The 23,289-nt window shown below is 37.4% G+C and carries 19 protein-coding genes and 1 pseudogene; 13 read left to right on the forward strand and 7 right to left on the reverse strand.

The window, feature by feature from the left end:
- Positions 1 to 10: 10 nt before the first annotated feature.
- Positions 11 to 934, reverse strand: coding sequence for a patatin-like phospholipase family protein (locus DS885_RS04110; protein ID WP_113818138.1), 924 nt, complete (start codon positions 932 to 934; stop codon positions 11 to 13).
- Between the two features lie 241 nt (positions 935 to 1,175).
- Between DS885_RS04110 and DS885_RS04115 the strand changes: the two genes are divergently transcribed.
- From DS885_RS04115 to DS885_RS04145, 7 genes and pseudogenes are all read left to right on the forward strand, one after another.
- Entirely contained in the window at positions 1,176 to 1,820 is a 645-nt protein-coding gene (locus DS885_RS04115; protein WP_113818139.1) for a DUF2913 family protein, read from the forward strand.
- Position 1,821: 1 nt separating this feature from the next.
- The gene (locus tag DS885_RS04120; RefSeq protein ID WP_113818140.1) at positions 1,822 to 3,213 is read left to right on the forward strand and encodes a hypothetical protein; all 1,392 of its coding nucleotides are present in this window, start codon (positions 1,822 to 1,824) and stop codon (positions 3,211 to 3,213) included.
- Positions 3,214 to 3,278: 65 nt separating this feature from the next.
- A complete protein-coding gene (locus DS885_RS04125; protein ID WP_113818141.1) occupies positions 3,279 to 5,285 on the forward strand; it encodes a sensor domain-containing diguanylate cyclase in 2,007 nt (668 codons plus the stop codon).
- A gap of 131 nt (positions 5,286 to 5,416) precedes the next feature.
- Positions 5,417 to 6,772, forward strand: coding sequence for a DASH family cryptochrome (locus DS885_RS04130; protein WP_113818142.1), 1,356 nt, complete (start codon positions 5,417 to 5,419; stop codon positions 6,770 to 6,772).
- A gap of 2 nt (positions 6,773 to 6,774) precedes the next feature.
- A complete protein-coding gene (locus tag DS885_RS04135) occupies positions 6,775 to 8,304 on the forward strand; it encodes a cryptochrome/deoxyribodipyrimidine photo-lyase family protein (RefSeq protein WP_113818143.1) in 1,530 nt (509 codons plus the stop codon).
- Positions 8,297 to 8,428 (forward strand): annotated as a pseudogene (locus DS885_RS04140) (DUF2256 domain-containing protein); the annotation flags it as partial. The gene DS885_RS04135 and the pseudogene DS885_RS04140, both read left to right, overlap by 8 nt.
- Before the next feature lie 56 nt (positions 8,429 to 8,484).
- On the forward strand, positions 8,485 to 10,035 hold the full coding sequence (locus DS885_RS04145; protein ID WP_113818145.1) for a cryptochrome/photolyase family protein: 1,551 nt from the start codon (positions 8,485 to 8,487) through the stop codon (positions 10,033 to 10,035).
- A gap of 41 nt (positions 10,036 to 10,076) precedes the next feature.
- On the opposite strand, the gene DS885_RS04150 is transcribed toward DS885_RS04145, so the two are convergent.
- Positions 10,077 to 10,619: an NUDIX hydrolase gene (locus DS885_RS04150; RefSeq protein ID WP_113818146.1), complete on the reverse strand. Its 543-nt coding sequence runs from the start codon at positions 10,617 to 10,619 to the stop codon at positions 10,077 to 10,079.
- A 941-nt stretch (positions 10,620 to 11,560) separates the two neighbouring features.
- On the opposite strand from DS885_RS04150, the gene DS885_RS04155 reads away from it, so the two are divergent.
- Positions 11,561 to 12,316: an SDR family NAD(P)-dependent oxidoreductase gene (locus DS885_RS04155; RefSeq protein ID WP_113818147.1), complete on the forward strand. Its 756-nt coding sequence runs from the start codon at positions 11,561 to 11,563 to the stop codon at positions 12,314 to 12,316.
- A gap of 93 nt (positions 12,317 to 12,409) precedes the next feature.
- On the opposite strand, the gene DS885_RS04160 is transcribed toward DS885_RS04155, so the two are convergent.
- Positions 12,410 to 13,105 (reverse strand): tRNA (adenine(22)-N(1))-methyltransferase TrmK, encoded by a 696-nt coding sequence (locus DS885_RS04160; protein ID WP_113818148.1) that lies wholly within the window; start codon positions 13,103 to 13,105, stop codon positions 12,410 to 12,412.
- 12 nt (positions 13,106 to 13,117) lie between these two features.
- The gene (locus tag DS885_RS04165; RefSeq protein WP_113818149.1) at positions 13,118 to 15,304 is read right to left on the reverse strand and encodes a Tex-like N-terminal domain-containing protein; all 2,187 of its coding nucleotides are present in this window, start codon (positions 15,302 to 15,304) and stop codon (positions 13,118 to 13,120) included.
- A 138-nt stretch (positions 15,305 to 15,442) separates the two neighbouring features.
- On the opposite strand from DS885_RS04165, the gene DS885_RS04170 reads away from it, so the two are divergent.
- On the forward strand, positions 15,443 to 16,441 hold the full coding sequence (locus DS885_RS04170) for a Gfo/Idh/MocA family protein (protein ID WP_113818150.1): 999 nt from the start codon (positions 15,443 to 15,445) through the stop codon (positions 16,439 to 16,441).
- 132 nt (positions 16,442 to 16,573) lie between these two features.
- On the opposite strand, the gene DS885_RS04175 is transcribed toward DS885_RS04170, so the two are convergent.
- Together DS885_RS04175 and DS885_RS04180 are read right to left on the reverse strand one after the other, a co-directional pair.
- Positions 16,574 to 16,912, reverse strand: coding sequence for a hypothetical protein (locus DS885_RS04175; RefSeq protein ID WP_113818151.1), 339 nt, complete (start codon positions 16,910 to 16,912; stop codon positions 16,574 to 16,576).
- An 11-nt stretch (positions 16,913 to 16,923) separates the two neighbouring features.
- Positions 16,924 to 17,292: a periplasmic thioredoxin of cytochrome c-type biogenesis gene (locus DS885_RS04180; RefSeq protein ID WP_113818152.1), complete on the reverse strand. Its 369-nt coding sequence runs from the start codon at positions 17,290 to 17,292 to the stop codon at positions 16,924 to 16,926.
- Positions 17,293 to 17,516: 224 nt separating this feature from the next.
- On the opposite strand from DS885_RS04180, the gene DS885_RS04185 reads away from it, so the two are divergent.
- The 4 genes from DS885_RS04185 (at position 17,517) to DS885_RS04200 (ending at position 22,511) form a co-directional block, all read left to right on the forward strand.
- A complete protein-coding gene (locus DS885_RS04185) occupies positions 17,517 to 18,809 on the forward strand; it encodes a DEAD/DEAH box helicase (protein WP_113818153.1) in 1,293 nt (430 codons plus the stop codon).
- Positions 18,810 to 19,505: 696 nt separating this feature from the next.
- Positions 19,506 to 20,507: a class 1 fructose-bisphosphatase gene (gene fbp / locus DS885_RS04190; protein WP_113818154.1), complete on the forward strand. Its 1,002-nt coding sequence runs from the start codon at positions 19,506 to 19,508 to the stop codon at positions 20,505 to 20,507.
- Between the two features lie 522 nt (positions 20,508 to 21,029).
- The gene (locus DS885_RS04195) at positions 21,030 to 21,599 is read left to right on the forward strand and encodes a DUF2057 family protein (protein WP_113818155.1); all 570 of its coding nucleotides are present in this window, start codon (positions 21,030 to 21,032) and stop codon (positions 21,597 to 21,599) included.
- 309 nt (positions 21,600 to 21,908) lie between these two features.
- A complete protein-coding gene (locus tag DS885_RS04200) occupies positions 21,909 to 22,511 on the forward strand; it encodes a hypothetical protein (protein ID WP_113818156.1) in 603 nt (200 codons plus the stop codon).
- Between the two features lie 41 nt (positions 22,512 to 22,552).
- Here the strand turns inward: DS885_RS04200 and DS885_RS04205 are convergent, their stop codons facing one another.
- Positions 22,553 to 23,071 (reverse strand): VF530 family DNA-binding protein, encoded by a 519-nt coding sequence (locus DS885_RS04205; RefSeq protein ID WP_113818157.1) that lies wholly within the window; start codon positions 23,069 to 23,071, stop codon positions 22,553 to 22,555.
- Positions 23,072 to 23,289: the final 218 nt, after the last annotated feature.

The raw sequence follows: 23,289 nt of genomic DNA on the forward strand, positions 1-23,289 counted from the left end.
TAGTCTGAGGTTATGATTGAATGTTACTTAACACTTTATGCGCACTACGATAACCAAGGTCGATCATCTCCTTGGCACGATCAAACTCTAGGGTGCCACATGCATTACGAGCTATCACGATATTATAATCCGCAGGGTATGCTGCTAGCTTTAATCGAGCAATAGTGCCTTGCATCGCATCAAACGCTTGGTCTGCCACATCATAGGCGGCAATAGTAGAGGGTTTTGCTTCTGTAATACTCAGGTTTTCACTTAACTGTTTAATGTAGTGCCCTATCTTTTGATGAAAAGCCAAGTCTTCTACTTCATTGATAACATCATTTAAGGTATCTACCTCTTCACAGTTGTAATTAAATTCACCTGATAGGTTCACTGCAATAATAGCATCTGTATTATCACCAAACACAGGGGCAATCGGCACAGGGTTTAACACACCACCATCAATCAATTGCACACCATCTCTTTCAACGGGAGTAAAGAATAAGGGTAACGAGATAGAGGCACGTATCGCATCAAATAAACAACCTGAGTTTATCCACACCTCTTTCTCATTTTTAATATCTGCAGCCACAGCTGTATATTTAAGTGGCAAATCTTCAATGGTTTGATCGCCTAATAAACCGATTAGTGTATTAATGATTTTGTCACCACGTAATAAACCACTGGAAGTCCAAGAGATATCCAACAGTGAGATAATAGAGAGCTTATCTAACCCACACACCCATTGTTCAAACTCTTTTAGTTTACCTGCAGCATAGACACCACCGATCAATGCACCAATAGAACAACCAGAGATGGATTGGATTTGGTAGCCGTGTTCCACTAACCACTTAATAATACCTATGTGTACCATTCCCCTAGCGCCACCACTGCCTAATACCAGTGATATTTTCTTATTAGTAGGCGGTACCAATTTAAGACTAAATTTAGACATATAAAACCTAGGTAATCAAACATATTAAGAGTGTAATCAAGTTTACAAAAATATTGAAGCGCTAAAGCCAAGTCACTGCTAACCCGTTACTTTTTACGCAACTATTTGTTGGTTAAACAATCAGATCAGTTATATCTGCCCTTTTAACAATTTATGAGTGCAATTCAGTTTAACTTTACTTGTCCGTAATTGGTTAGCCTGTCATAATTTTGTTATTACATTTTTTATAATCAGGATCGTCATGACAAGTTTCTCAACATCAATTCACCAAGTGGTTAGCGATGCGTTAGCAGATTTAAACGAAGCGCAAGAAAAAGGCAAAATCCCACACAACCCACTTAGCGAGACTCATTTCTTAGCGGCATGGACAACCAACGCCATTAAGAAAAAACGCTTTGAAAGTGATGTCTTACCTACTTTGACGATTTGGCAGCGTAAAGCTCGTAGTTTAGGCAAAAATGCAGGCCTTGTAGCAACCTTCACTGCCATTAAAAATACCTATGAACATGTATTTGATGAAAGCCTGAGTGCAAAACCTGTTCACAAAGCGCAAGTATCTGCACTGTGTGAGCAATTAACAACACAAGGTTGGATGGTTAATACAGATTTAGAAGTGGGTGAAAAACTTAATCGCCACAGTGGTGGACAAGCGTCGTTGATCATTTGTAGTACAGAATTTGAATCACATTTTGAAGATGGCTTATTAATTAAACCTATTAGTTTATACATACGTGGCGATTTACCAGAAGCCCTAACAGCCGCTTACCAACAAACATTATTATTACACAAGGTAACGGATTACAAATCTAAAGTTAAATACCACGGTGAGTACATTGTTTACCCTGACAATAGTGGTGAGTTTTTGCCTGAGTTATTAGAAGTATAAAATGTTTAATTCACAACAGAGCTCAATATTAAGTGAACAAGAGTTACACCTTTTATTAAGCTCTGAGCAAACAGGCTATAAAGGCATATTTCCCCTTTACAGCTTGAATGCTGAAGATAACTTTGATGTTACACAGCAGATCAGCGACCTGTCTGCACTCACCTTACAACTGAACTCATCCCCTTTAGGTAGCGCCGTTATTTTAAATAATAGTATTGAATCACATAGTCAATGCGACTCTTTAATACAACTATTAAAAGAACGAGAAGATCTAAAAATTTTTTGGTTAGGAGAACTGCCTAGCATGGCAATAGATTTACCTAGCTTCGACTATTGCCAATCTAGATTGCAATTACAGCAAGCAGTAAAAGAATGGCAAAAAAATAGCCTCACATTGTTCAATCACTGGTTGAAGCACTATAAAACAGGGTTAATTTCGGCACATCCACACGTCACACAACCTGAACAGTTACAAGGGCTTGAAAATTTGTATGTATACACAGCAAAGCAATCTCTCACTAATATTGATGACTTACAGCTGTTGATTATAGATTTAAATACCCCCGATTTAAGGTTGATGGAAGTACTCAATAACTTAATCAATTTAAAGCAACGACCTTTTCTTATGCTCTTCGGAGAGATGCAAGCCAACTTGAGTCATGCACTTTATGACCTAACTAATAGCCTAGGCTTTCCAATATTAGCCAGCCTGAGTCATGTTCCAAATACGCAACAATCACGCCAAATTTTGATCCGTTTGTTTTCTAAAATCTATTTAAAGCACTTAATCCAGCAGCAAAATACAGATATTACCGCTCTTCCATTATTTTTAATCAATCATGATACGGGTCAAACTCACCATCAGCCAGCGGCTCTATTTTGCCCCTACGGTATGAGCCAACAACAAATTTCATCAATTCCACTGAATCGCAATGCTAATAAAATAGTCCATGTAAAGAGTATATTTGATTGGTTTCCAGATGGCGTGAATTATGACCGAGCTCTATTATTAGCTGAGCGCTTAAGCGGCGGTAACAACCAGATTGATTTATATATAAACTCGCCTCAATCTATCGCCAAACCATCTCCTTTTTTCTCGTTAATTGTGATGGCAAGGTTAAACAATTCAAAAGTCTATTGGTTTATTGAAGAAGCGCAAATGTTATCCATTGATATGTTAATGTCCTTGCCTATTTCAGACATTATTTTCAGTAAGGCGTTGGCACTACAATTATTTGATAGCCCTTCACAATACCTACTGGATTTTATTCAAGCGGCACAACAACAAACCATTCGTTTAGGGGCATCAATAGAGTTTAATAAAGTGAGCATTGATGCGCTATCTTTACATGGTATTGAATTTATCCTTGAGCCACATAATAGCCAATTTTAAGTTTCAATGATGGTCTAATCGAAAATAACGACTGTAACAAAACATAAAAATAATAAGAGAAACCTATGACATTAAAGCAACTTCCCTCAACATCGGAACTACATTTGACCTCAATATGGCCCGTTATTATTAAGCGTTTCGTTTGGAGTTATGCATTATTAGCGATCTTAATAACCTTGTCATTAACTTATATTCATCAACAATATACACAAAATATAGCGAAAGGAATGTTAGCTCAAGAAGAAGCTTTTGTGGCTTCTACCAAACAAGTACTTCAAAAAGAGATGCAAATGCAATTGATGGTGCTGCAGATGAGCTCGCGCGCTAACGTTTTAGCTAATTTTTTAGAGTATGGCAGTCCAATCAGTCGTCAAGGTTTAGAAAACTTGTTCATTAACCTAGCTGTTACTTTTAATCGTTACGATCAAATTCGTTTAATCGATATGCAAGGTAATGAGCGTATCAGAATGAATTATAATAATGGGCAACCCGCTATAGTAAAAAAACAAAACCTACAAAACAAAAAAAATTCTTCATATTTTCAAGAAAGTATCAAGCTCAAAAAAGGTCAAGTCTATGTTTCAGCTATGGAACTCAATATGGAGCATGGGCAAGTCGAACTCCCCTATAAACCAGTAGTCCGTTTTGCTACACCTATATTTAATGCAAAGGGTAACAAAGTCGGGATTATGGTAATGAACTATTTTGCCAACGAGTTACTTGAGGATTTCCGGAAGCAAATGGAGTTACGAATTAGTGGTCAAGGGATGTTGATCGATCCGCAAGGTTACTGGTTAAGCAATCACAACCGAAGTAATGAGTGGGGAGCAAGCCTTGATGATGTAGATCAACAGTTTAAAGACTTATACCCCAAAGCTTGGCCGACCGTTAGTCAACATGATGACGGTATCTATCATTCTAAATCAGGCATATTTCGCTATGTTTCTGTCAAGCCATTCAACCTAGATAGCATTGGCATGTTTCAAAATGAACACAATGTTAATTTAACAGTGGTTGAACGATCTAAACAAATTACTGATTGGAAATTAGTGATTTTCTTGCCTAATGAAACTATTAATGAGCACTCTATCTTCAATACAGATATCGCTAACTATGCCATTGTATTACTTTATATCGGTACCGCAGCGATTTTATTATTACTGCTGTTTATCACTGAACAGAAACGCAAAGAGATCCAGTATGATGGTATCATTAAAGAAGAACTAAATGATCTCTATGAAAACGCACCTTGTGGATATCACAGCCTAGACAATCAAGGGATTATTCTCAAAATCAACAACACAGAATTAAGTTGGCTTGGTTATCAACGAGAAGAAGTGATAGGTAAACCTTTTACGGACTTTTTAACCTCCGCTAGCGTGACAACATTTGAGCGTTTCCTGGCACAACTTCAAATGGATAATACAATTGAAGGTGTCGTATTAGAGATACAATGCAAAGACAGCCATACTTTCTTTGTATCCACGTCTGCGACCTCTATTTTAGAGAAAGGACATTTTGCCATCGCCCGTACTTCTGCTTTTGATATCACAGAGCGTATCGAATTAGAAAATCGCCTTGCTTACATTGCTAATACGGATGTATTAACCGGAATAAGCAACCGACGTCATTTTTTCCAAGAAGCAGAGCAATATTTACAAACTGAACAAGCTATATCAGTGATGATGTTAGACGCTGATCACTTTAAAAAAGTGAATGATGTTTACGGCCATGATATTGGTGATGAAGTTTTAAAATCAATTGCAATCACCCTAAGAGCCGCACTACCAGAGCAAGTCGTATTAGCTCGTTTGGGTGGTGAAGAGTTTGTCATCTTAGTGGCGAATTTGAATGCTCAACAAGCGCTACAACTTTCACAACAAATCTGTGTCAAAATGGCCAATACACCCATTTCAGTCACAGACGATAAAGATATCTATATCACGCTATCTATAGGCACTGCACAACGTGATTTTTACGGTGAAGAGATTGATGAGATATTAAAACGTGCGGATATTGCCTTATACCAAGCAAAAGAAACCGGACGTAATCAAGCAATTCAATCGACTTAATCCATTTTGTCTTCTTGACCTTAATCTTTTCCCCTACTTCAATCAATTAACTGAGCGATATAGCTCAGTTAATTGATTGATCCTAATCCCTTTATTTCCCGTATTAATTTTGTATTTATGGAATGATATAGATGCAACGTACATTATATTGGGCAAACAAAGATCTACGTATTAATGATAACTTAGCACTGACTTTAGCCAGTCAAAGTGAACAACTGATTTGTGTTGCTATCATTGACTCTTCATGGTTCCAAGTTAACCAACAGCAAGCCCTTGCAATGGGTGAACTTCGTTTACGTTTTTTGCTAGAAGGCTTACAAGCGTTAAGTAGTAATTTACAAAAGCTTGGTCAACATTTGCATATTATCTATGGGGATAGTGTCACCTCACTTAATGCCATTTGTGAACAATATGCCATTACCGACCTGATCATCACTAAAAGGCCTGGCAGCTATGAGCGAGACATCACAGCTAAGTTACAACAACTTCAACCAACTACAAATTTGCATCTGGTAGAACAATTCACACTGTTCACAGAACAAGCCTTACCTTTTGCATTAGCAGATTTACCTGCAAGTTACTCTAAATTCAGAAAAGCGGTTTCAGCTCTTGCTTCAAGCATTGAACAAGCAACAGTTTTTGCATTACCGCCTCAATTTGACCAAGAATTAGCTGACTGCCACCACTGTTGGGGTGAAACGGTGATTGAACAACAGATCACAAAGCAGATTAACAAAGACCATAAACGGTCTGGTTACCATTTTACTGGTGGTGAACAAGCGGGGTTTGAACAACTTCAGCAATACTTCTCATGCTCAGCTCCAGCAAGATACAAAGAGGTCAGAAACAAGCTTGATGGTTGGGATAGTAGTAGCAAATTATCAGCGTGGCTGAATTATGGTTTTATATCTGTCAGACAAGTCATGGGTAGTATTAATGAATTTGAACAGTTACATGGTGAAAGTGCATCAACACGAAGCCTTTATCATGAATTACTATGGCGCGAGTACTTTCAATGGTTACATTATAAAATCCAAGATAAGTTATATCAGTTTAAGGGACTAGCTAAGACATCACCGTTAACCTCTTTTTACCCAGAGCGCTTTAAAAAGTGGTGCAACGCCAACACCCCTTTTCCTTTAGTAAACGCTTGCATTAATGAATTGCGCGAAACCGGCTATTTAAGTAATCGTGGAAGACAAATAGTCGCCAGCTGTTTAGTCAATGAATTAAGTATCGATTGGCGATACGGTGCTGCATGGTTTGAACAACATTTAATAGATTATGATGCTGCGATTAACTGGGGAAATTGGCAATATATCGCCGGCGTAGGTGTTGACCCACGTGGAGGTCGACATTTTAACTTAGACAAACAAACACAGCAGCATGACCCGGATGGCGAATACCAAGAGATTTGGCTAGAGAATGCTGAACAACACACCACCACTTTAGATTCTGTGTCAGCAGATGACTGGCCAGTGCATTAACCATGAATAAGGTTTTAAGCAAAGCACAACCAGCGATTAACGTAGTTTGGTTAAAGCGAGATTTAAGGTTAAGCGATCATCAACCATTAGCCTCTGCTGTGGAGTCTGGTTTAACCCTACTGTTTTACGTATTTGAACCTTGCTTAGTCAATGATCCGCATTATGACCTTCGTCATTGGCGCTTTGTATGGCAATCCATACAAGATTTAAACCGGCAACTCGCGAGGTTTAACACGCAAGTTTATCTGTTTTATGGTGACACCCAAGCAGGTTTGGAGTCAATTCAACAACAATTTAATATTAAACAGTTATTCAGTCATGAAGAAACCGGGTTATTGGTTACCTTTAAACGAGATAAACAGATCAAAGCCTGGTGTCAACGACAGCAAGTTCAGTGGCATGAAACACCGACGGGTGCAGTCGTACGCGCGAAAAAAGATAGACAAGGTTGGGATACACAGTGGCGAAAAGTCATCAATGGAGAATTCGCGTCCCCAAGGCTTTCTGAACAGGATTTATTAACAAATGACCAAATTGCAGCATTACCACAAGCAAGCTTACCCAATACTTGGCTAATACCTGACCCTTTGATGCTAACCGGCGGGGAACAATGGGCTCACAAAATACTTAACTCATTTCTTGCAGGGCGTGGAAAAGATTACCACTTTAATATTGGTAAGCCCTTAGCAAGTCGTAAAAGTTGTTCTCGTTTATCACCTTACCTAGCTTGGGGAAATATTAGTTTAAAACAGTGTTATCAAGCTATTTTGCAAAAACGTCCTGAACTTGGTTGGAAGAAACCCATTGATGGCTTAGCTTCACGCTTACATTGGCACTGTCATTTTATTCAAAAGTTTGAAAGTGAACATCAAATGCAATGGCAACATGTTAACAAAGCTTACCATCATCTCCATTATCCAGAACAACACTGTGGCTTATCGATAGAGACGAGACTATCGCGTTGGAAAAATGCTCAAACCGGTTATCCACTGGTTGATGCTTGCATGTTGTGTTTAATCAAAACAGGTTATATCAACTTTAGAATGCGTGCCATGTTAGTCAGTTTTTTATGCCATCATTTACTCGTTGATTGGCGTTTAGGAGTTACTTATTTAGCCAGGTTATTTCTTGATTTCGAGCCGGGTATTCATTATCCACAATTCCAAATGCAATCAGGTGTTACTGGTACTAATACTATTCGTGTTTACAACCCGGTAAAACAATCACAGGAAAAAGATCCCGATGGCGAATTTATAAAACAATGGTTACCACAGCTATCGGAAATTCCTAAAGAAATCATACATACACCTTGGGTACTTTCTCCTATGGAACAACAGCTGTATCAATTCGTCATTGGTGACACCTACCCTGAACCAATGGTCGATATAGAAGAGACAGGCAAGATAGCAAGAGATTTATTATGGGGTTTCCGTCAACGTTTGGACACTCGCCAAGAAGGTAAACGTATTGTGGCTAAACATGTTCGAAAACGTCGTTCCACATCCAGCATGAGTAAACAGTCAAATGCATAAAAAACCTTTTTTACCGAGCAAAGTTTGCATGACATGTAACAAACCATTTAATTGGCGCAAAAAATGGCAACGTAATTGGGATCATGTACGTTATTGCTCTGAGCGATGCCGTCGCCAAAAAGAGAGCAATCAAACTGATTCCTATGTAAACGATACAAAAACAATGTGAAAGGAAAAACGATGAAAGCAAAACAGCTTAGATTGATATTAGGCGATCAACTTAACCCCTTACACAGTTGGTTTCAGCAAGTTGATAATGATGTTATTTATGTCATTGCAGAATTGAAGCAAGAAGCAGACTATACAAAACATCATATTAAAAAAATAACCGCCTTCTTTGCCGCAATGGCCGACTTTGCTGATTATTTAAAACAGCAAGATCATCAAGTGTGTTACCTTACTTTAGATGAGACTGAGGAATATAAAGACTTACCTGATCTACTCACTCAATTAGCAGTGCAATACAAATGTGAGGCTATCCATTATCAGCAACCCGATGAATATCGTTTACGAGACCAATTACAGCAGATGGCAAAACAAGTTGCTTTGCCATTGTTTGAAGAAGACACCGAGCACTTTTTATTACCCTTTGAGCAATTACGTGAACACTTTACGCCCCAAAAACATGTTCGTATGGAAACCTTTTATCGGTTTATGCGTAAACGCTTCGATATATTAATGGAAGTAGGTAAACCACAGGGAGGCGCTTGGAATTATGATTCAAATAACCGTCAATCATTTAATGCAACGGATCTTAAACAGATCCCATGCCCATTAATTTTTGATAACCCAGCAGAATCTTACTTAACACGTATTCAGGCACATAATATTAAGACTATCGGTGAATCATCGAAACAAGTCGACTACCCGATTAATCGCCAACAATCATTACAACTACTACATTATTTTTGTGAACATCAATTACCCAACTTTGGTAATTTCCAAGATGCGATGACGGTAAACTCCCCTTATGCTTGGAGCTTATACCACTCTCGATTGAGTTTTTCTTTAAACTGTAAAATGATTAACCCTATGGAAGTGGTACAAACGGCATTACATGCATTTACTCATTCACGAGGGGTGATCACCCTACCCCAAATTGAAGGCTTTGTTCGCCAGATCATAGGTTGGCGTGAGTATGTAAGAGGTATGTATTGGATTAACATGCCAGATTACTCAGAGCAAAATTTCCTATCTGCTAATAACGACCTCCCTCAATACTTCTGGGATGGGAAAACAAAAATGCAATGTCTGAAGAGCGCTATTACGCAATCTTTAGAGCATGCTTATGCGCATCATATTCAACGATTAATGATCACTGGTAATTTTTCACTATTAGCTGAAATTTCACCTAATCAAGTAGATGAATGGTATTTAGGCATTTATATTGATGCTATCGAATGGGTGGAATTACCTAACACACGCAGTATGGCTCTATTCGCTGATGGTGGCTGGATTGCTACCAAGCCTTATGCTGCTAGCGGAAATTACGTTAATAAAATGAGTGATTACTGCAAAAACTGTCGTTATAAAGTAAAAGAAAAAGTCAGTGAAGATGCTTGCCCACTTAATAGTTTGTATTGGAACTTTATCGATCAGCATTATGAAAAATTTTCTAAAAATCCAAGAATGTCTTTTCCCGTACGTAATTGGGATAAAATAGATAATGCTCAAAAAATCGCTATTAGAGAAAAAGCATCAGGTATTTTATCTAATCTAGATAAGTTATGAGCATGCTTATAACAAGGTCTACTGAATCAGCAACTTTAACACTACAGCAATCGCTGTTTTATCTGCTGCATTAAATAGGTTTCACGTTGAATAGATAAGCCCTGCTTTTGGTCATGCTCAATGGTATGTAAGTTATGTTTAATCGCTTCATCAATATCCACCCAACATACGCGCATACCATTGTTTACCTCGTAATCTTCTAACTGACTCTCGCCCAGTTGTTCAGCAATTTCACAGGTATAACAATAGGACAGCATATGCATAATAGAGCATTCAGCTTGATGTTTTGTGCTGTTGTGTGGGCGATACTCTTCAAATAAACCAAAGGGTTGAATATTAGTGATCTGTTGTGCACCTGTTTCTTCAGCTAGTTCGCGCTGCAATCCATCAATAAGTTCCTCACCAAGGTCAACACCACCACCGGGTAATGAGTAATCATTATAACGCTCAGTAAACATTAATAGTATTTTTCCTTGTTTAAACACAATCGCACGCGTAGCAAGGCGGGTAAAACTTTCTGGATGTTCTGGGGTTAAATTAGTGTCTGGGATCGACGAGTGAACAACGCGCTTTAATAACTGCATAACAATCTCTAAATAAAAAGGTAGATAAAATAATATAGAGCGGCATCATACTTAAAATGTATTACACATCATACTAATACCAATCACACTAAGTAACTGATCTATTTTACTGTCAAAATAATTGACTCCTTCGTTGTCATTTTCGCAAATAGAACAACTAATAAAGCATTAACCTCTTTTGGTTAATTCTCCGATAGGCTATTAACCAAGTTAACCGTCAAAAGGCTTAAATGACGCCTTGAACTAAGCCATTTTTCCTGCGCAAAATTTATATCTCTTATTTAATGCAATTGTATAAGAGAACAGCAGATAAAAAATCTTAAAATATCAAATAAAAGTGTCATTACAGCCTTCATGTACAACAAATAGGGTATAAACTGGTGAGGTCTTGATCACAATTTTACACTTAATTAAATCATACAAAATAGATTGTAAATCATTCTCTCAAGTTATAAATAAAATAAAGTTAATGAGCATTACTTTGCAAAACCAATAAAATTAAAAAAACAGAATAAACTTAAAAATAGAATAAAAACAATGATATAAATAAATTTATTTTAAGTGAACCCACCAATAAATAAGTGTTCAAACAGAATTCAGCTAATATAATCGGATAAAATCTCGCACTGAATATAGGTGATTCCAGATTAAAAGACACTCCACATTGATTGATAAATAATTTTACAAACGCATTATTTGTAATACAATAACACCGTAATTTAAATTGATATCTGTTTACAATAAATGTTTTATATCAATTAACTTTTTAAAGGTGGTCACCAAGGTTATAAAGTAACAAGCTGACATTGTGTATATAGAAACAATTTCTTCTTTAATACCAAACCTTAATATTACATTAAGGACTTCTTTATAAACTTGTTGAGCACCTCCTTCGTGCCTTTGGCATAACGATCAATTAACGAATCAATGAGAATATGAATATGTCTAAAAAAATTGCTTTAATCACTGGTGCAACTGGTGGAATTGGTTTCCAAGTAGCTAAACGCCTTGGTCAAGATGGTTACACAGTAGTATTGAACGGTATCGAAGATGAAGTCGGTGCAGCACGTGTTGCTGAACTTAACGCTGAAGGTATCGAAGCTGAGTACTACGGTTTTGACGTAACTGATGATGTTGCAGTAACAGAAAACGTCACTGCAATTGGTAATAAATATGGTCAAATTGATGTTGTGGTTAATAATGCTGGTGGGTTAGGCGGTCGTAGTCCAATCGAAGAGATGACAACTGAATTTTACCGTTTTGTAATGGCACTTAACCTTGATAGTGCTGTATTTGTTTCTCGTGCAGCGATTCCATTCTTGAAAAAAACTGAAGGTGGTTCAATCATCAACTACACTTCTAATGCAGCTTGGAATGCGGGTGGCCCTGGTGCTGGTATTTACGGTACCTCTAAAGCAGCGGTACATACTCTAACACGTGCACTTGCTAAAGAATTAGCACCTGCTGGTATCCGCGTAAATGCAGTATCTCCAGGTACTATCGATACGCCGTTCCACGCACAAATCAAAGAAACTAAACCAGAAGTATTCGCTTCTTGGAAAGATAGCATCATGTTAGGTCGTTTAGGTCAGCCTGAAGATGTTTCTGGCGTTATCTCTTTCTTAGTCAGTAAAGACGCAGCCTTTATCACTGCTGAGACAATCCAAATTGGTGGCGGTCAAGCACTAGGTATCTAGCATCTAGCATCTAGCATCTAGCATCTAAAAATCTAGCTTAACCAAAGTAAAAAGCCACATAATATATTATGTGGCGTTTTTTGCTTAATAAAGTTAACAGCATTGCTCTTTTAGACGACAATAATCGTCTAACGCTGACTGGTATAACAGGTCACGCTGATTGGCTCGTAAGCTACGCTGATAATGACCGATCAGTTTGTTAAGATAATCTGAGGCCAAAGGATTATTTTTCCACATCATATCGCTACCTGTTAAGCTCATAGCTTGTCCTGCGGAGTGACTTATTAACATCAATTCATAACCCCGATTATTTTCTAACACTAGACGTTCATCTTTTGATTTAAACTGTAATTCCCTTAATCTCTTTCTTAATTTATAGGTATGTTGTACGGGGCATAATAGAAAATCAACGTGTAAGCCGCTGCAGTTTGGGGTAAGTTTGTTCAGTATTTCAATGATTAAGTCACCACCAATCCCACTAATAATAACTAATTGTCGCGCATCGTTAGGTAGTTGAGAAGCTAACTTAGCCAGTGCGATTTCACTGACATCCTGACATAACACTTGCCACTGTGCATCTTTAGGTAAGTGATGCCCGTGCTGTTGTAGTTTTCGCTTTAGTTTATTAGTAATGTCAGGGACTAAATCTACAAAATTCAGTTCCTTTATGACGCCGTCAGCTAATATTTTAAAGCCTAATAAACCATGATCACAGCAACAATCCCAAACCAGATCGTAATGCTCGTTTACCATCTCAGAAAGCGTTAATAGTCTTTTATTTAATTTCATATATCGCTCAACTTAACTATTAGGCTGAGTAACTTGTTTCATGGTTAAAGCGATACGCTTGCGTTGTACCTCAACACTAACCACTTTTACATTAACGATCTGCCCTACTTTTACCACTTTATGTGGGTCATCAACAAAACGGTCCGCTAACATTGAAATATGTACCAAACCATCTTGATGTACGCCGATATCAACAAAAGCCCCGAAGTTAGCAACGTTAGTCACTACCCCCTGTAACTCCATCTCTTCCTCTAAATCACCAATTTTATTAATTGATTGGGCAAAATCTGCTGTTTTAAACTCTTCCCTTGGGTCGAGTCGGGCTAAGGTTAAGGTGGCTAATATCGCTTTATATTGTTCAACCGTTTGTGCATCGTTAGCGGGTGGTAAGTTTAAGTTAGTGGTTTGCTTTTCAACAACAATTTTGGTTAATGTTTGTTTATTATAAGCGGCTAACTGTTTCGCTTGCGGGTATTGCTCAGGATGTAAAATTGTTTGATCAAGACAATTATCGCCACCAACAACTCTTAAGAACCCAGCCGCTTGCTGAAAAGCCTTAGCACCTAAACGAGGCACTTTGTTAAGTGCTTGTCTTGAGTTGAAACGTCCGTTTTCTTCTCGATAAGCCACAATATTAGTCGCTAAAGTGACATTTAAACCAGCCACATGAGCTAACACACAACTAGACGCTGTGTTCAAATCAACACCAACGTTATTAACACAATCTTCAACAACTGCTTGTAGTCGATTAGCAAGCGCAGTCTGATTAACGTCATGCTGGTATAACCCAACACCTATCGCTTTTGCTTCTATTTTAACTAATTCTGATAATGGATCTTGCAATCTACGTGCAATCGACACCGCACCACGCAGGGTCACATCTAACTGTGGAAACTCTTGTGCAGCTAACGCTGAAGCAGAATAAACTGATGCGCCGGCTTCACTCACTGAAATAGCCTGAATAGCCACGGGCAGATCTTTAATGATATTGGCAATAAACTGCTCACTTTCTCGTGAGGCGGTACCATTACCAATAGCAATTAACTCCACTTTATAGTGTTTAATTAAACGACTTACCACCTGCGTTGCTTTATCAGATTGGGCTTGTGGTTGGTGAGGATAAATCGTTTCTGTGGCTAATAATTTACCCGTTTGATCAACGACTGCTAGTTTACAACCACTTCTAAAACCAGGATCTAAGCCTAAAGTCACTTTTGCGCCTGCAGGTGAAGCCATCAATAACGCTTTGAGGTTATTTGCAAACTGTTCAATAGCCTCGTCATCTGCTTGCTCTTTGAGTTGTACCAAACACTGTTTTTCTAAACTAGGCAATAATTTGGTACGCCAAGCATTTTCAATCACATACCTGTGCCACGAATCATGGTCTTGTTTATCAAGATAGATCCCTAGCTGTTTGGCTATGATAGTTTGGCAGTAGCTGTAAGCTTTTTTATCTTTTTGAAACGGGTCTGCATTGATTTTTAAACGTAAAAACCCTTCCGCTTTACCTCGCAACATAGCTAAAACACGGTGGGCAGGCAAACGATTTAAGCGCGCCTTGAAATCAAAATAATCTTTAAACTTAATCGCTTCATCAATTTTAGATTTAACCACTGTGGCAGTCAGCTCCGCCTGCTCAACTAAGTGTGCCTTTAACAGTCCCTGTAACTTCACATCTTGTGTGATTTTATCAATGGCAATTGCTAATGCACCTTCTATGACCTTATCTTTGCTTTCAAAGCCTTTAGCCACATTGATAAAACGCCCAGCTAACCAACTTGTATCTTGCTTTGGAGATTGCCAAAGTTGTTCTGCTAAAGCAGCTAATCCAGCCTCTTCCGCTAATTTTGCTTTAGTGACACGAGAGGTTTTAAAAGGTGCATAACAATGCTCTAAGGTTACTTTATCTTTGATCGATTCGATTTCACGCTTTAATGCACTAGTTAACTTACCTTGCTGTGCAATAGCTTTAACAATACTCTCTTTACGTGAAGCTAACTCTCTGAAATAGATTAACTTACTTTCTAGCAGGCGCAACTGAGTGTCATCTAATGATTCAGTTAGATGTTTTCTATAACGTGCAATAAATGGCACAGTATTACCATCATCCAATAGCTCAATAGCACTTTTTACTTGAGAGGGTTTGATTTTGCATGCTGATGCAAGGTCGTCGATAAGTTGATTGGCAGATAAAGGCATTAGATTATTCTTTTATTGTTCAGATAATTAGCCAGTGTTTTTATCACACTTTGTTACTTTGTTCGATGCGATTTTATTGTTAACCTTAATTTATTGGCGATAACCACAACTAACAGTAATTTTATATGGGACTGAATAATGATTAAATTTGCAGTGATTGGCACAAACTGGATAACAGAAAAGTTTATTGATGGTACAAATAACCCGCCTGAAAACCATGCACAAGCAATGAAATTACAGGGTGTATATTCGCGTGATATAGAAAAAGCTGAACGTTTTGCTAAACAGCATCAAGCCCCTTTTACCTTTGATGATTTAGCAAGCTTAGCCACATCAACCGAGATCGATGCAGTCTACATTGCCAGCCCAAACTCTCTGCATTTTGAGCAAAGTAAATTGATGTTAGCGCATGGTAAACATGTAATCTGTGAAAAGCCATCATGCTCTAGCTTAGAACAGGCGCAAGAGTTATATCAAACCGCTAAAGACAACAATGTGATCTTCTTTGAAGCGTATATGACAGCGCATTTACCAAACTTTAAAGTGATTCAAAACAACTTAACGCGTTTAGGTAAAGTGCGTAAAGCACATATCCAGTATTGCCAGTACTCTTCAAGATACCCAGCCTATTTAGCAGGTGATAAACCAAACACCTTCTACCCTGAGTTTTGTAACGGCTCGATCATGGATATAGGCTTTTATTGTGTTGCATTAATCTGTGCTTTGTTTGGTAAACCTGACACTATTAAAGCACAAGCAACCTTACTTGAAACCGGTGTCGATGGCTGTGGTAGCGTGATACTAGGTTACCAAGACTTTGCAGTCACTATCGACCACTCAAAAATATCTGGTTCAAGCCAAGCGAGTGAGATTCAAGGAGAGTCAGGGTCTTTATTGATAGAACATGTGGGACAATGCTTTAATATTATGTACCAAGATAATAAAGGACAAAATCAACAGACATTATCGCAACCTCAGTCTGATAATAGTATGTGTTATGAAGCCTTAGCCTTTGCAGAGCAGATTAACCAAAAGAAAATAAACCCTGTTTATGAAGTACGTACTTTACAAACGGCACAGGTGATTCAGGAAGTGCGTAAACAAACCGCTGTTATTTTCCCATCAGACAGTCAATAAACGACATAACTACCCGACTATGCTACGCGATATAGATGGGCTACGCGATATAGACGACTGCTACGGCGCTTATTAACATACAATGTTCAATAAACGCCATAGCGTCATTAAATTAAAGAAGCCATGTAAAGTTTAACGACCAAAGAACTGGTCGATGATCGCCTCTAAATTGCTTTCTAACTGATCTTCAAAATGACTATACTCTTCACCAAATAAGTCTAAATACTTTTCAACCTGTTGTTGATTTAAGCTTTTATTGGCTAAAATAAAGCTCATCTCTGCTAAGGTTTTATCAAACCTTGGTTCAATAAAAAAATTAATGTAATAAGCCGCGCAGGCTTGAAGTTGCGTTTGTGCAAAATCACAAAATTCTTTAATGTATTGGCCACCATCAGGACCCAGAGAGCCTGGTTCCATACGGAAGATGACCGACATTTTCTTTTCATCAGGGAATGAGGTAGCTGAACACATAAGGCCCCTTTTTACGCCACTAATAACGCATTAAATTTGATAGCAAGATTAATGAGATCTTGTGAGTCTATCACTTCCACATTATCTGTACTTAATACTTTACCAGCAACCACTAACACAGTACGCGGATACCCATGGCCGCCGAGTTCTTCTACTAATGCTTCAGCCTCCTGGTCTACATAGACACCTTTATCCTGTTGCGCTAATAATTGTAAAACAGGCAACTTATTACTTAATGCATCAACAAAGTCACTGATGTTTTCTTGTTGCTCAATACAATCAGGGCACCATCCTGCAAGTATATTCAGCACAAAACTATGTTGTTGTTCGACCTTTTCATAAAAAGTAACAGGTTTAATCGATTCAATAAGTTGAGGCATGGTAGTTCCTTGTTAGCTATTTTTATTAGCTTCTATAGTACAGTAGATACAGCAATATAAAAACCTATGTTATCAGCAGCTTAAGATGCCTCTTCAGATAAGGTGTTAACTCATTATTACAGATTTTATTAAGATACTATTGTTCAGTGTTTTTCATAACATTACAAAACAGAGTTTGTTATACTGCGCGATTATTTTGTAGTGTATTAATTTAGGATGTAAATATGAGTGTTGATGCAGCAGGTTTATCTGCAAATCTATTAAAGGCAGTTAAAGCATGTGGTTATTCAAAACTAACGCCGATTCAACAACAGGCTATCCCACTGATCAAATCTGGTCATGACGTCTTAGCAAGTGCCCAAACAGGCACAGGCAAAACAGCCGCTTTCACATTGCCTTTATTGGATATAATAGCAAAAAACCAACCTGAGAATATAGGCTCATCACGTACCATTAAGGTATTGATTCTTACCCCTACTCGTGAACTTGCCTTACAGGTTGCTGAAAATGTCAAACAATACAGTCAATTTTTACCATTAACATCAGGCGTGGTAACGGGTGGAGCAAATATGTCTCCACAAACTCAAATGTTAAAAACAGGTGTTGATGTATTAGTGGCCACACCCGGGCGTTTAATTGAACATGTTAATGCCAGACAAGTTGATTTAGCACACATCAAACATTTAGTACTTGATGAAGCTGATCGTATGTTAGATATGGGCTTTTTAACCGACATACAACAAATCACTGATATTATTAAACAAAAACACCAAACCTTGATGTTCTCTGCTACTTTCTCAAATAAAGTAAAGACACTGGCTAATCAAATATTACATACGCCTAAAAATATTGAGACAGCAAAACAAAACTCTACATCGGGTAAAGTAAAACAACAGGTCTATTGGGTAAGTGAAGCACGTAAACGTGAACTATTATCAGAACTAATTGGTGTTAAAAACTGGAAACAAGTACTTGTATTTGCAGGCACCAAAGAGAGCGCGAATATGCTTGCTAAAGAGCTAAAGCTTGATGGTATCAAAACCGCTTTATGCCATGGAGATAAAACGCAAGGAGCACGTAATAAAGCGATTCAACAGTTTGCTGAAGGCAGTGTTCGTGTTTTAGTTGCAACCGATGTAGCAGCACGTGGTTTAGATATTCCTGATTTACCGCATGTCGTTAACTTCCACCTACCATTTTTAGCAGAAGATTACGTACATCGTATTGGCAGAACTGGCCGTGCGGGTAAAAGTGGCCATGCCGTTTCTTTAGTTAGCCCTAAAGATGAACAATTTCTGGATAATATAGAAACCTTAATTGGGCGTAAATTCGAGCGGATTATGTATCCAGGCTATGAGTTTAATAGTGCAATTGATGTACAAGAAGATGGGAAAAAACTCAAAAAAAGCCGTTACAAAGCAACACAAGAACGTAATCAGTTAATGGCAAAACGTAAAGCCGAAAATAAACCTTCAGCTATCAGAAAAGCAAAGAATAAAACACGAAAAGCAAGATAATTAACCTCATCTATTAAAAAGCAAAGGCTGTAAAGCTTTGCTTTTTAATGCGTCATATTGATGACATTAATTGCTAAGTTTGTACGCAATAATAACACCATAAATCCCCTTCATGCTGGCTACTTTAACTCCCTATCACCGAAAACTTAACCCAAGTACCTTCCAAGTAAAATTATACCAATCACATAAAATAAGTGTTCTAAATTTTGCGCAGGAAACATGGCTTAGTTCAAGGCGCAATTTAAGCCTTTCGACGATAACTTCGTTAATAGTCTATCGGAGAATTAACCAAAAAATGTTAATGCTTTAATAGTTGTTCTATTTACTAAAATGACAACTAAGGAGTCAGTTATTTTCACAAGTAAAATAAATCAGTTACTTAGAGTGATTGGTATGACTGCATATTCACCAATAACTGCACGCGATATTAAGTTTAAAGAACGGTATTAGGTTTAATAATAGCGTAATAAATAGATTTTTAAAAAACGCTAAAGCAACTCAACGGATCATTTAATCACAATGATAGAAAGTAAATATACCTTTACAAACAAACCGCTAGCCATTAAATTAACATCAAACCTTTATTTGTAATACAATACTACCTTGAGTGTTATTATTCAGAGGTAGCTCACACCTTTAGACAAACAAAAATTGTTAGTTAGCTTATAATTGTAAGGCAAACTTATTGGAGAGCATATGATCACATTAGGCGAATACATAATTGAAAAGCAACATGATTTCCCAGAAGCTAGTGGGGAATTAACGGGGTTATTAGGTGCAATACGTTTAGCATCTAAAATAGTTAACCGTGAGATCAACAAGGCCGGGATTGCCAATATTATTGGTGCCACTGGCGTAGAAAATATTCAAGGTGAAACACAACAAAAACTCGATTTATACGCAAATGATAAATTTAAACAGGCTTTAGAAGCTCGTGGTGAAGTATGTGGTATTGCTTCTGAAGAAGAAGATGATTATGTAAGTTTTGATAGCGAACGTGCAGTAAATAGTAAATATGTTGTATTAATGGACCCATTAGATGGCTCTACTAATATTGATGTAAATGTGTCTGTTGGTACTATTTTTTCAATTTATAAACGTATTAGCCCTGTCGGTACGCCAGTGACTTTAGAAGATTTCTTGCAACCTGGTATTAAACAAGTTGCTGCAGGCTATGTTATTTACGGCTCTTCAACCATGCTTGTATATACTACTGGTAATGGAGTTCATGGCTTTACCTGTGACCCGTCACTGGGTGTATTCTATTTATCACACGAGAATATGCAGCAGCCAACAACTGGGAAATGTTACTCGATCAATGAAGGTAACTACCTAAAATTCCCGTTAGGCATTAAGAAATACATTAAATACTGCCAAGAAATTGTCCCTGAAGATAACCGTCCATACACTTCTCGTTACATCGGTTCTTTAGTTGCAGACTTCCACCGTAACTTATTAAAAGGTGGCATATTTATGTACCCTTCTACGGCCCAAGCTCCTGAAGGTAAGTTACGTTTATTATATGAATGTAACCCGATTGCTTTCTTAGCTGAACAATCAGGTGGTATCGCCAGCACAGGCACCCAACGTATTATGGAAATTAACCCTACAGAGTTACATCAACGTGTACCTTTCATGTGCGGTAGTGCTGAGATGGTTAAAAAAGCTGAACAATTTATTGCTGACAATCCAGAGTAAAGTTCGCTTTATTTACTCCCTGCAAAAGAGGCTATTAACAGCCTCTTTTTAGTTTTGACACGCTTTACTTTTATGATGCACTCATTCAGCGATTCTCCCCAAAAAAACATTTGTATTACTTGTTAGATAATAATAAATCTTACCTTTTCTCTATCTATACTAGGATTTTAGTTTTATTAGATAATTACCACTTTCTAAGCATATCTTTCATAAGTTAATTGGAAACGAATTAGTGCTAAACCAATATATTCCTACTCTCTTTTCCTATACAAAGTAGGTGATACCAACTATTACAACATTTTTAAGTAAAGGATCGTCTAATTGAAACATAACTCCTTTATATTTCATCACAAATTCGTTTTAATAATGAGTGTAGTGAATGGTTTACTTTAATTAGTTTGAAATTTATACATTCAATTCATTTTATTGTCGTTTTATGGACATAAATCATTTATCACGATACCAAAATCGTTACTGATCTGTCATATTCGGGTAATCAACTATATTAAGTTAGGAAAACATATGAGATTCACAGGATTAATTTTGTCACTTGCCATCAGCCCTTTTGCATTTTCGGGTGAAATCGTTACCCATAGCGACCTAGAGTTAATGGCCGTTGATGGCGCAAAGGTAAAAAGCTCTTTTTTTACAGATAACTCAATGGAAGTAACAGACGGCACGCATCAGGTTGTTGTCAGATATTCAAACTCTTTCAGAGATGAACGTTTACTTCAAAGTAGACCTTATGTGTTTAATATTACTGTTGATGGCGACACAGAAATCTCTACCAATAAGTTACTCAGCTTTGCACAAGCGGAACAAAAAATATCAACTGAATTAGATTGGTTTGTTGAAAACGATGCAGGTGAATATCAGGTAGAAACATCGGATCAATTACATGGTGATGGTTTTGCGCCTTATGCCGATATTGAAGGGCTGGTTGGACAATATAACCAAAAAAATAATTTACAAGTAACCGAAGGTACAGTGACTAAAATCACGACTAATAGCTTAATTGAACAATATAAAGCAGCCACTGCAGAGCAAAAGAAACAGTTTAAAATTTGGTTAATTAATAACGACATCAAATAACTTAAACTAGATAACTAAATCAGATGGTTGTGTTGATATATCGATAGGCACTTTTCTGATTTAGTTACGAAGCCTCAAAGCCACATACTAACACCACTTAGTCACAACACTCTCTTCTGTTATCGCTAATGCGTTATCCTCGTAATACTAAGCACCTTGAATACGCTATTTTAACAAGCACAATAAAAGCGTTAGATATAAATCTCTTTAATCCGATAACTACCTCATTACGCTACTTTATTTTCATTCGCTTTATGCTTATAGTGGTGTGCTTAGATTAAGATATATAAATGTCATAAGGAGCTGCAGATGGTCACAGTAGAAACACCTAACGGATTTGAATGGAATGATCTCAATCGTCATTGGGTGAAACACTATTTAATGCCTAAATCTGCTTTGTTAACTCCACTATTAAATGGTGACCAACTAGATGTAGATAGTATGGATGAAGGAGACTTTATTAATTTCTGTCACCTATTAGAAACTTCAGCTGAAGGCCGAGAACTGCGTAATAAAATGTTTAAAGCCTGGCGTAGTAAGAAGTCTAGGGACAGTGATAACGGTAAGAAGCTTTATACCTTTAACATGTCAGTAAAAGCCGGAGACCAACTTAAAAAAATAGCTAAAAAAGCACCATTAAATGCTACCTTAGAGCTATTAATTTTTGCAGAAAGTGAAAGTCACCGCTCAATTCACTCTTTACAGCAACAACTTAAACAAGCACAACAAGAAAACCTACAATTAAAAGCCCAACTCAATTCAGCTTCATTGCAAACAACATTAGCCGATGATCAGGCTGACATGCAAGCTTTAATGAATACGGAATTACAAGTGACTGAGTTAGCGAAACTAGAAAAGTCTAAATTGATTAAACAGATATTATTATTGAAAAGACAATTGGATGAAAAATAGAAAAACAAAGTCGATTATCAACCGACTTTGTTAGATATTGATTATACATTCCAAGGATTGCTTGGGTCGTATTTCGGCTCATTCTTGCTTGACGTTGTAGATTGAGACTTAACTTTTGCATCACGCATTGGGTGTTTACTACCCTGCTCTTTTCGATGACGCATATTATTACTATGACGCTTTTCATTCTGTCTTTCTTGGAAAGCAGAAGCCGCCTTAGCTTGAGACAACTCAATTGACTCAATTGTTAACTTCATCGGCGACAATGGCACTATGCCATGCTCAAAACCACGCTCACGTGGATTCAGGTTAAACTCAACGTCATTTGGTTTTGGCATACGTTTAAAACGATACAAATAGAAGCTTTCTAGCTTCAGTCTTGCCCATTCTTGTTTTTGTAAAAACTTCAAGCTGCCTTTGATGGTTGGATTAACATCAAAACACTTGAAACGTGTTGCGGCAAATAAAATTTTCCAGCCATAAAACTCAACGAGTTCAGTTAACATGGTTTCTGTTTTTAAACCATGTAGTGGATTGTTACGTTGCAACTCTGCAGACATCTGTATTCCTAAGGATATTTCGTAATTAAATTAAGTATAGCAGGCTTCATCTTTTGAAGCCCATTATACCAATCATAGTAAGTAACTGATCTATTTTACTTGTTAAAACAACTTATTTTTTCGTTGTAAGTTTCGTATAGGGAACAACCATTTACATCAACTTACGCCTCAAACTAAGCCATTTTTCCGGCGCAAAATTTAGATCAGTTATTTAATAC

The organism is Psychromonas sp. B3M02 (assembly GCF_003318165.1).
Classification (GTDB): domain Bacteria; phylum Pseudomonadota; class Gammaproteobacteria; order Enterobacterales; family Psychromonadaceae; genus Psychromonas.

Bases quoted from the DNA above. Each gene is read 5' to 3' on its own strand.
- DS885_RS04125 (WP_113818141.1), top strand. From the start codon at position 3,279: ATGACATTAAAGCAACTTCCCTCAACATCGGAACTACATTTGACCTCA.
- DS885_RS04120 (WP_113818140.1), top strand. From the start codon at position 1,822: ATGTTTAATTCACAACAGAGCTCAATATTAAGTGAACAAGAGTTACAC.
- DS885_RS04170 (WP_113818150.1), top strand. From the start codon at position 15,443: ATGATTAAATTTGCAGTGATTGGCACAAACTGGATAACAGAAAAGTTT.
- DS885_RS04145 (WP_113818145.1), top strand. From the start codon at position 8,485: ATGAAAGCAAAACAGCTTAGATTGATATTAGGCGATCAACTTAACCCC.
- DS885_RS04160 (WP_113818148.1), bottom strand. From the start codon at position 13,105: ATGAAATTAAATAAAAGACTATTAACGCTTTCTGAGATGGTAAACGAG.
- DS885_RS04205 (WP_113818157.1), bottom strand. From the start codon at position 23,071: ATGTCTGCAGAGTTGCAACGTAACAATCCACTACATGGTTTAAAAACA.
- DS885_RS04150 (WP_113818146.1), bottom strand. From the start codon at position 10,619: ATGCAGTTATTAAAGCGCGTTGTTCACTCGTCGATCCCAGACACTAAT.
- DS885_RS04185 (WP_113818153.1), top strand. From the start codon at position 17,517: ATGAGTGTTGATGCAGCAGGTTTATCTGCAAATCTATTAAAGGCAGTT.
- DS885_RS04130 (WP_113818142.1), top strand. From the start codon at position 5,417: ATGCAACGTACATTATATTGGGCAAACAAAGATCTACGTATTAATGAT.
- DS885_RS04135 (WP_113818143.1), top strand. From the start codon at position 6,775: ATGAATAAGGTTTTAAGCAAAGCACAACCAGCGATTAACGTAGTTTGG.
- DS885_RS04110 (WP_113818138.1), bottom strand. From the start codon at position 934: ATGTCTAAATTTAGTCTTAAATTGGTACCGCCTACTAATAAGAAAATA.
- DS885_RS04200 (WP_113818156.1), top strand. From the start codon at position 21,909: ATGGTCACAGTAGAAACACCTAACGGATTTGAATGGAATGATCTCAAT.
- DS885_RS04195 (WP_113818155.1), top strand. From the start codon at position 21,030: ATGAGATTCACAGGATTAATTTTGTCACTTGCCATCAGCCCTTTTGCA.
- DS885_RS04165 (WP_113818149.1), bottom strand. From the start codon at position 15,304: ATGCCTTTATCTGCCAATCAACTTATCGACGACCTTGCATCAGCATGC.
- DS885_RS04175 (WP_113818151.1), bottom strand. From the start codon at position 16,912: ATGTGTTCAGCTACCTCATTCCCTGATGAAAAGAAAATGTCGGTCATC.
- DS885_RS04115 (WP_113818139.1), top strand. From the start codon at position 1,176: ATGACAAGTTTCTCAACATCAATTCACCAAGTGGTTAGCGATGCGTTA.
- DS885_RS04180 (WP_113818152.1), bottom strand. From the start codon at position 17,292: ATGCCTCAACTTATTGAATCGATTAAACCTGTTACTTTTTATGAAAAG.
- fbp (WP_113818154.1), top strand. From the start codon at position 19,506: ATGATCACATTAGGCGAATACATAATTGAAAAGCAACATGATTTCCCA.
- DS885_RS04155 (WP_113818147.1), top strand. From the start codon at position 11,561: ATGTCTAAAAAAATTGCTTTAATCACTGGTGCAACTGGTGGAATTGGT.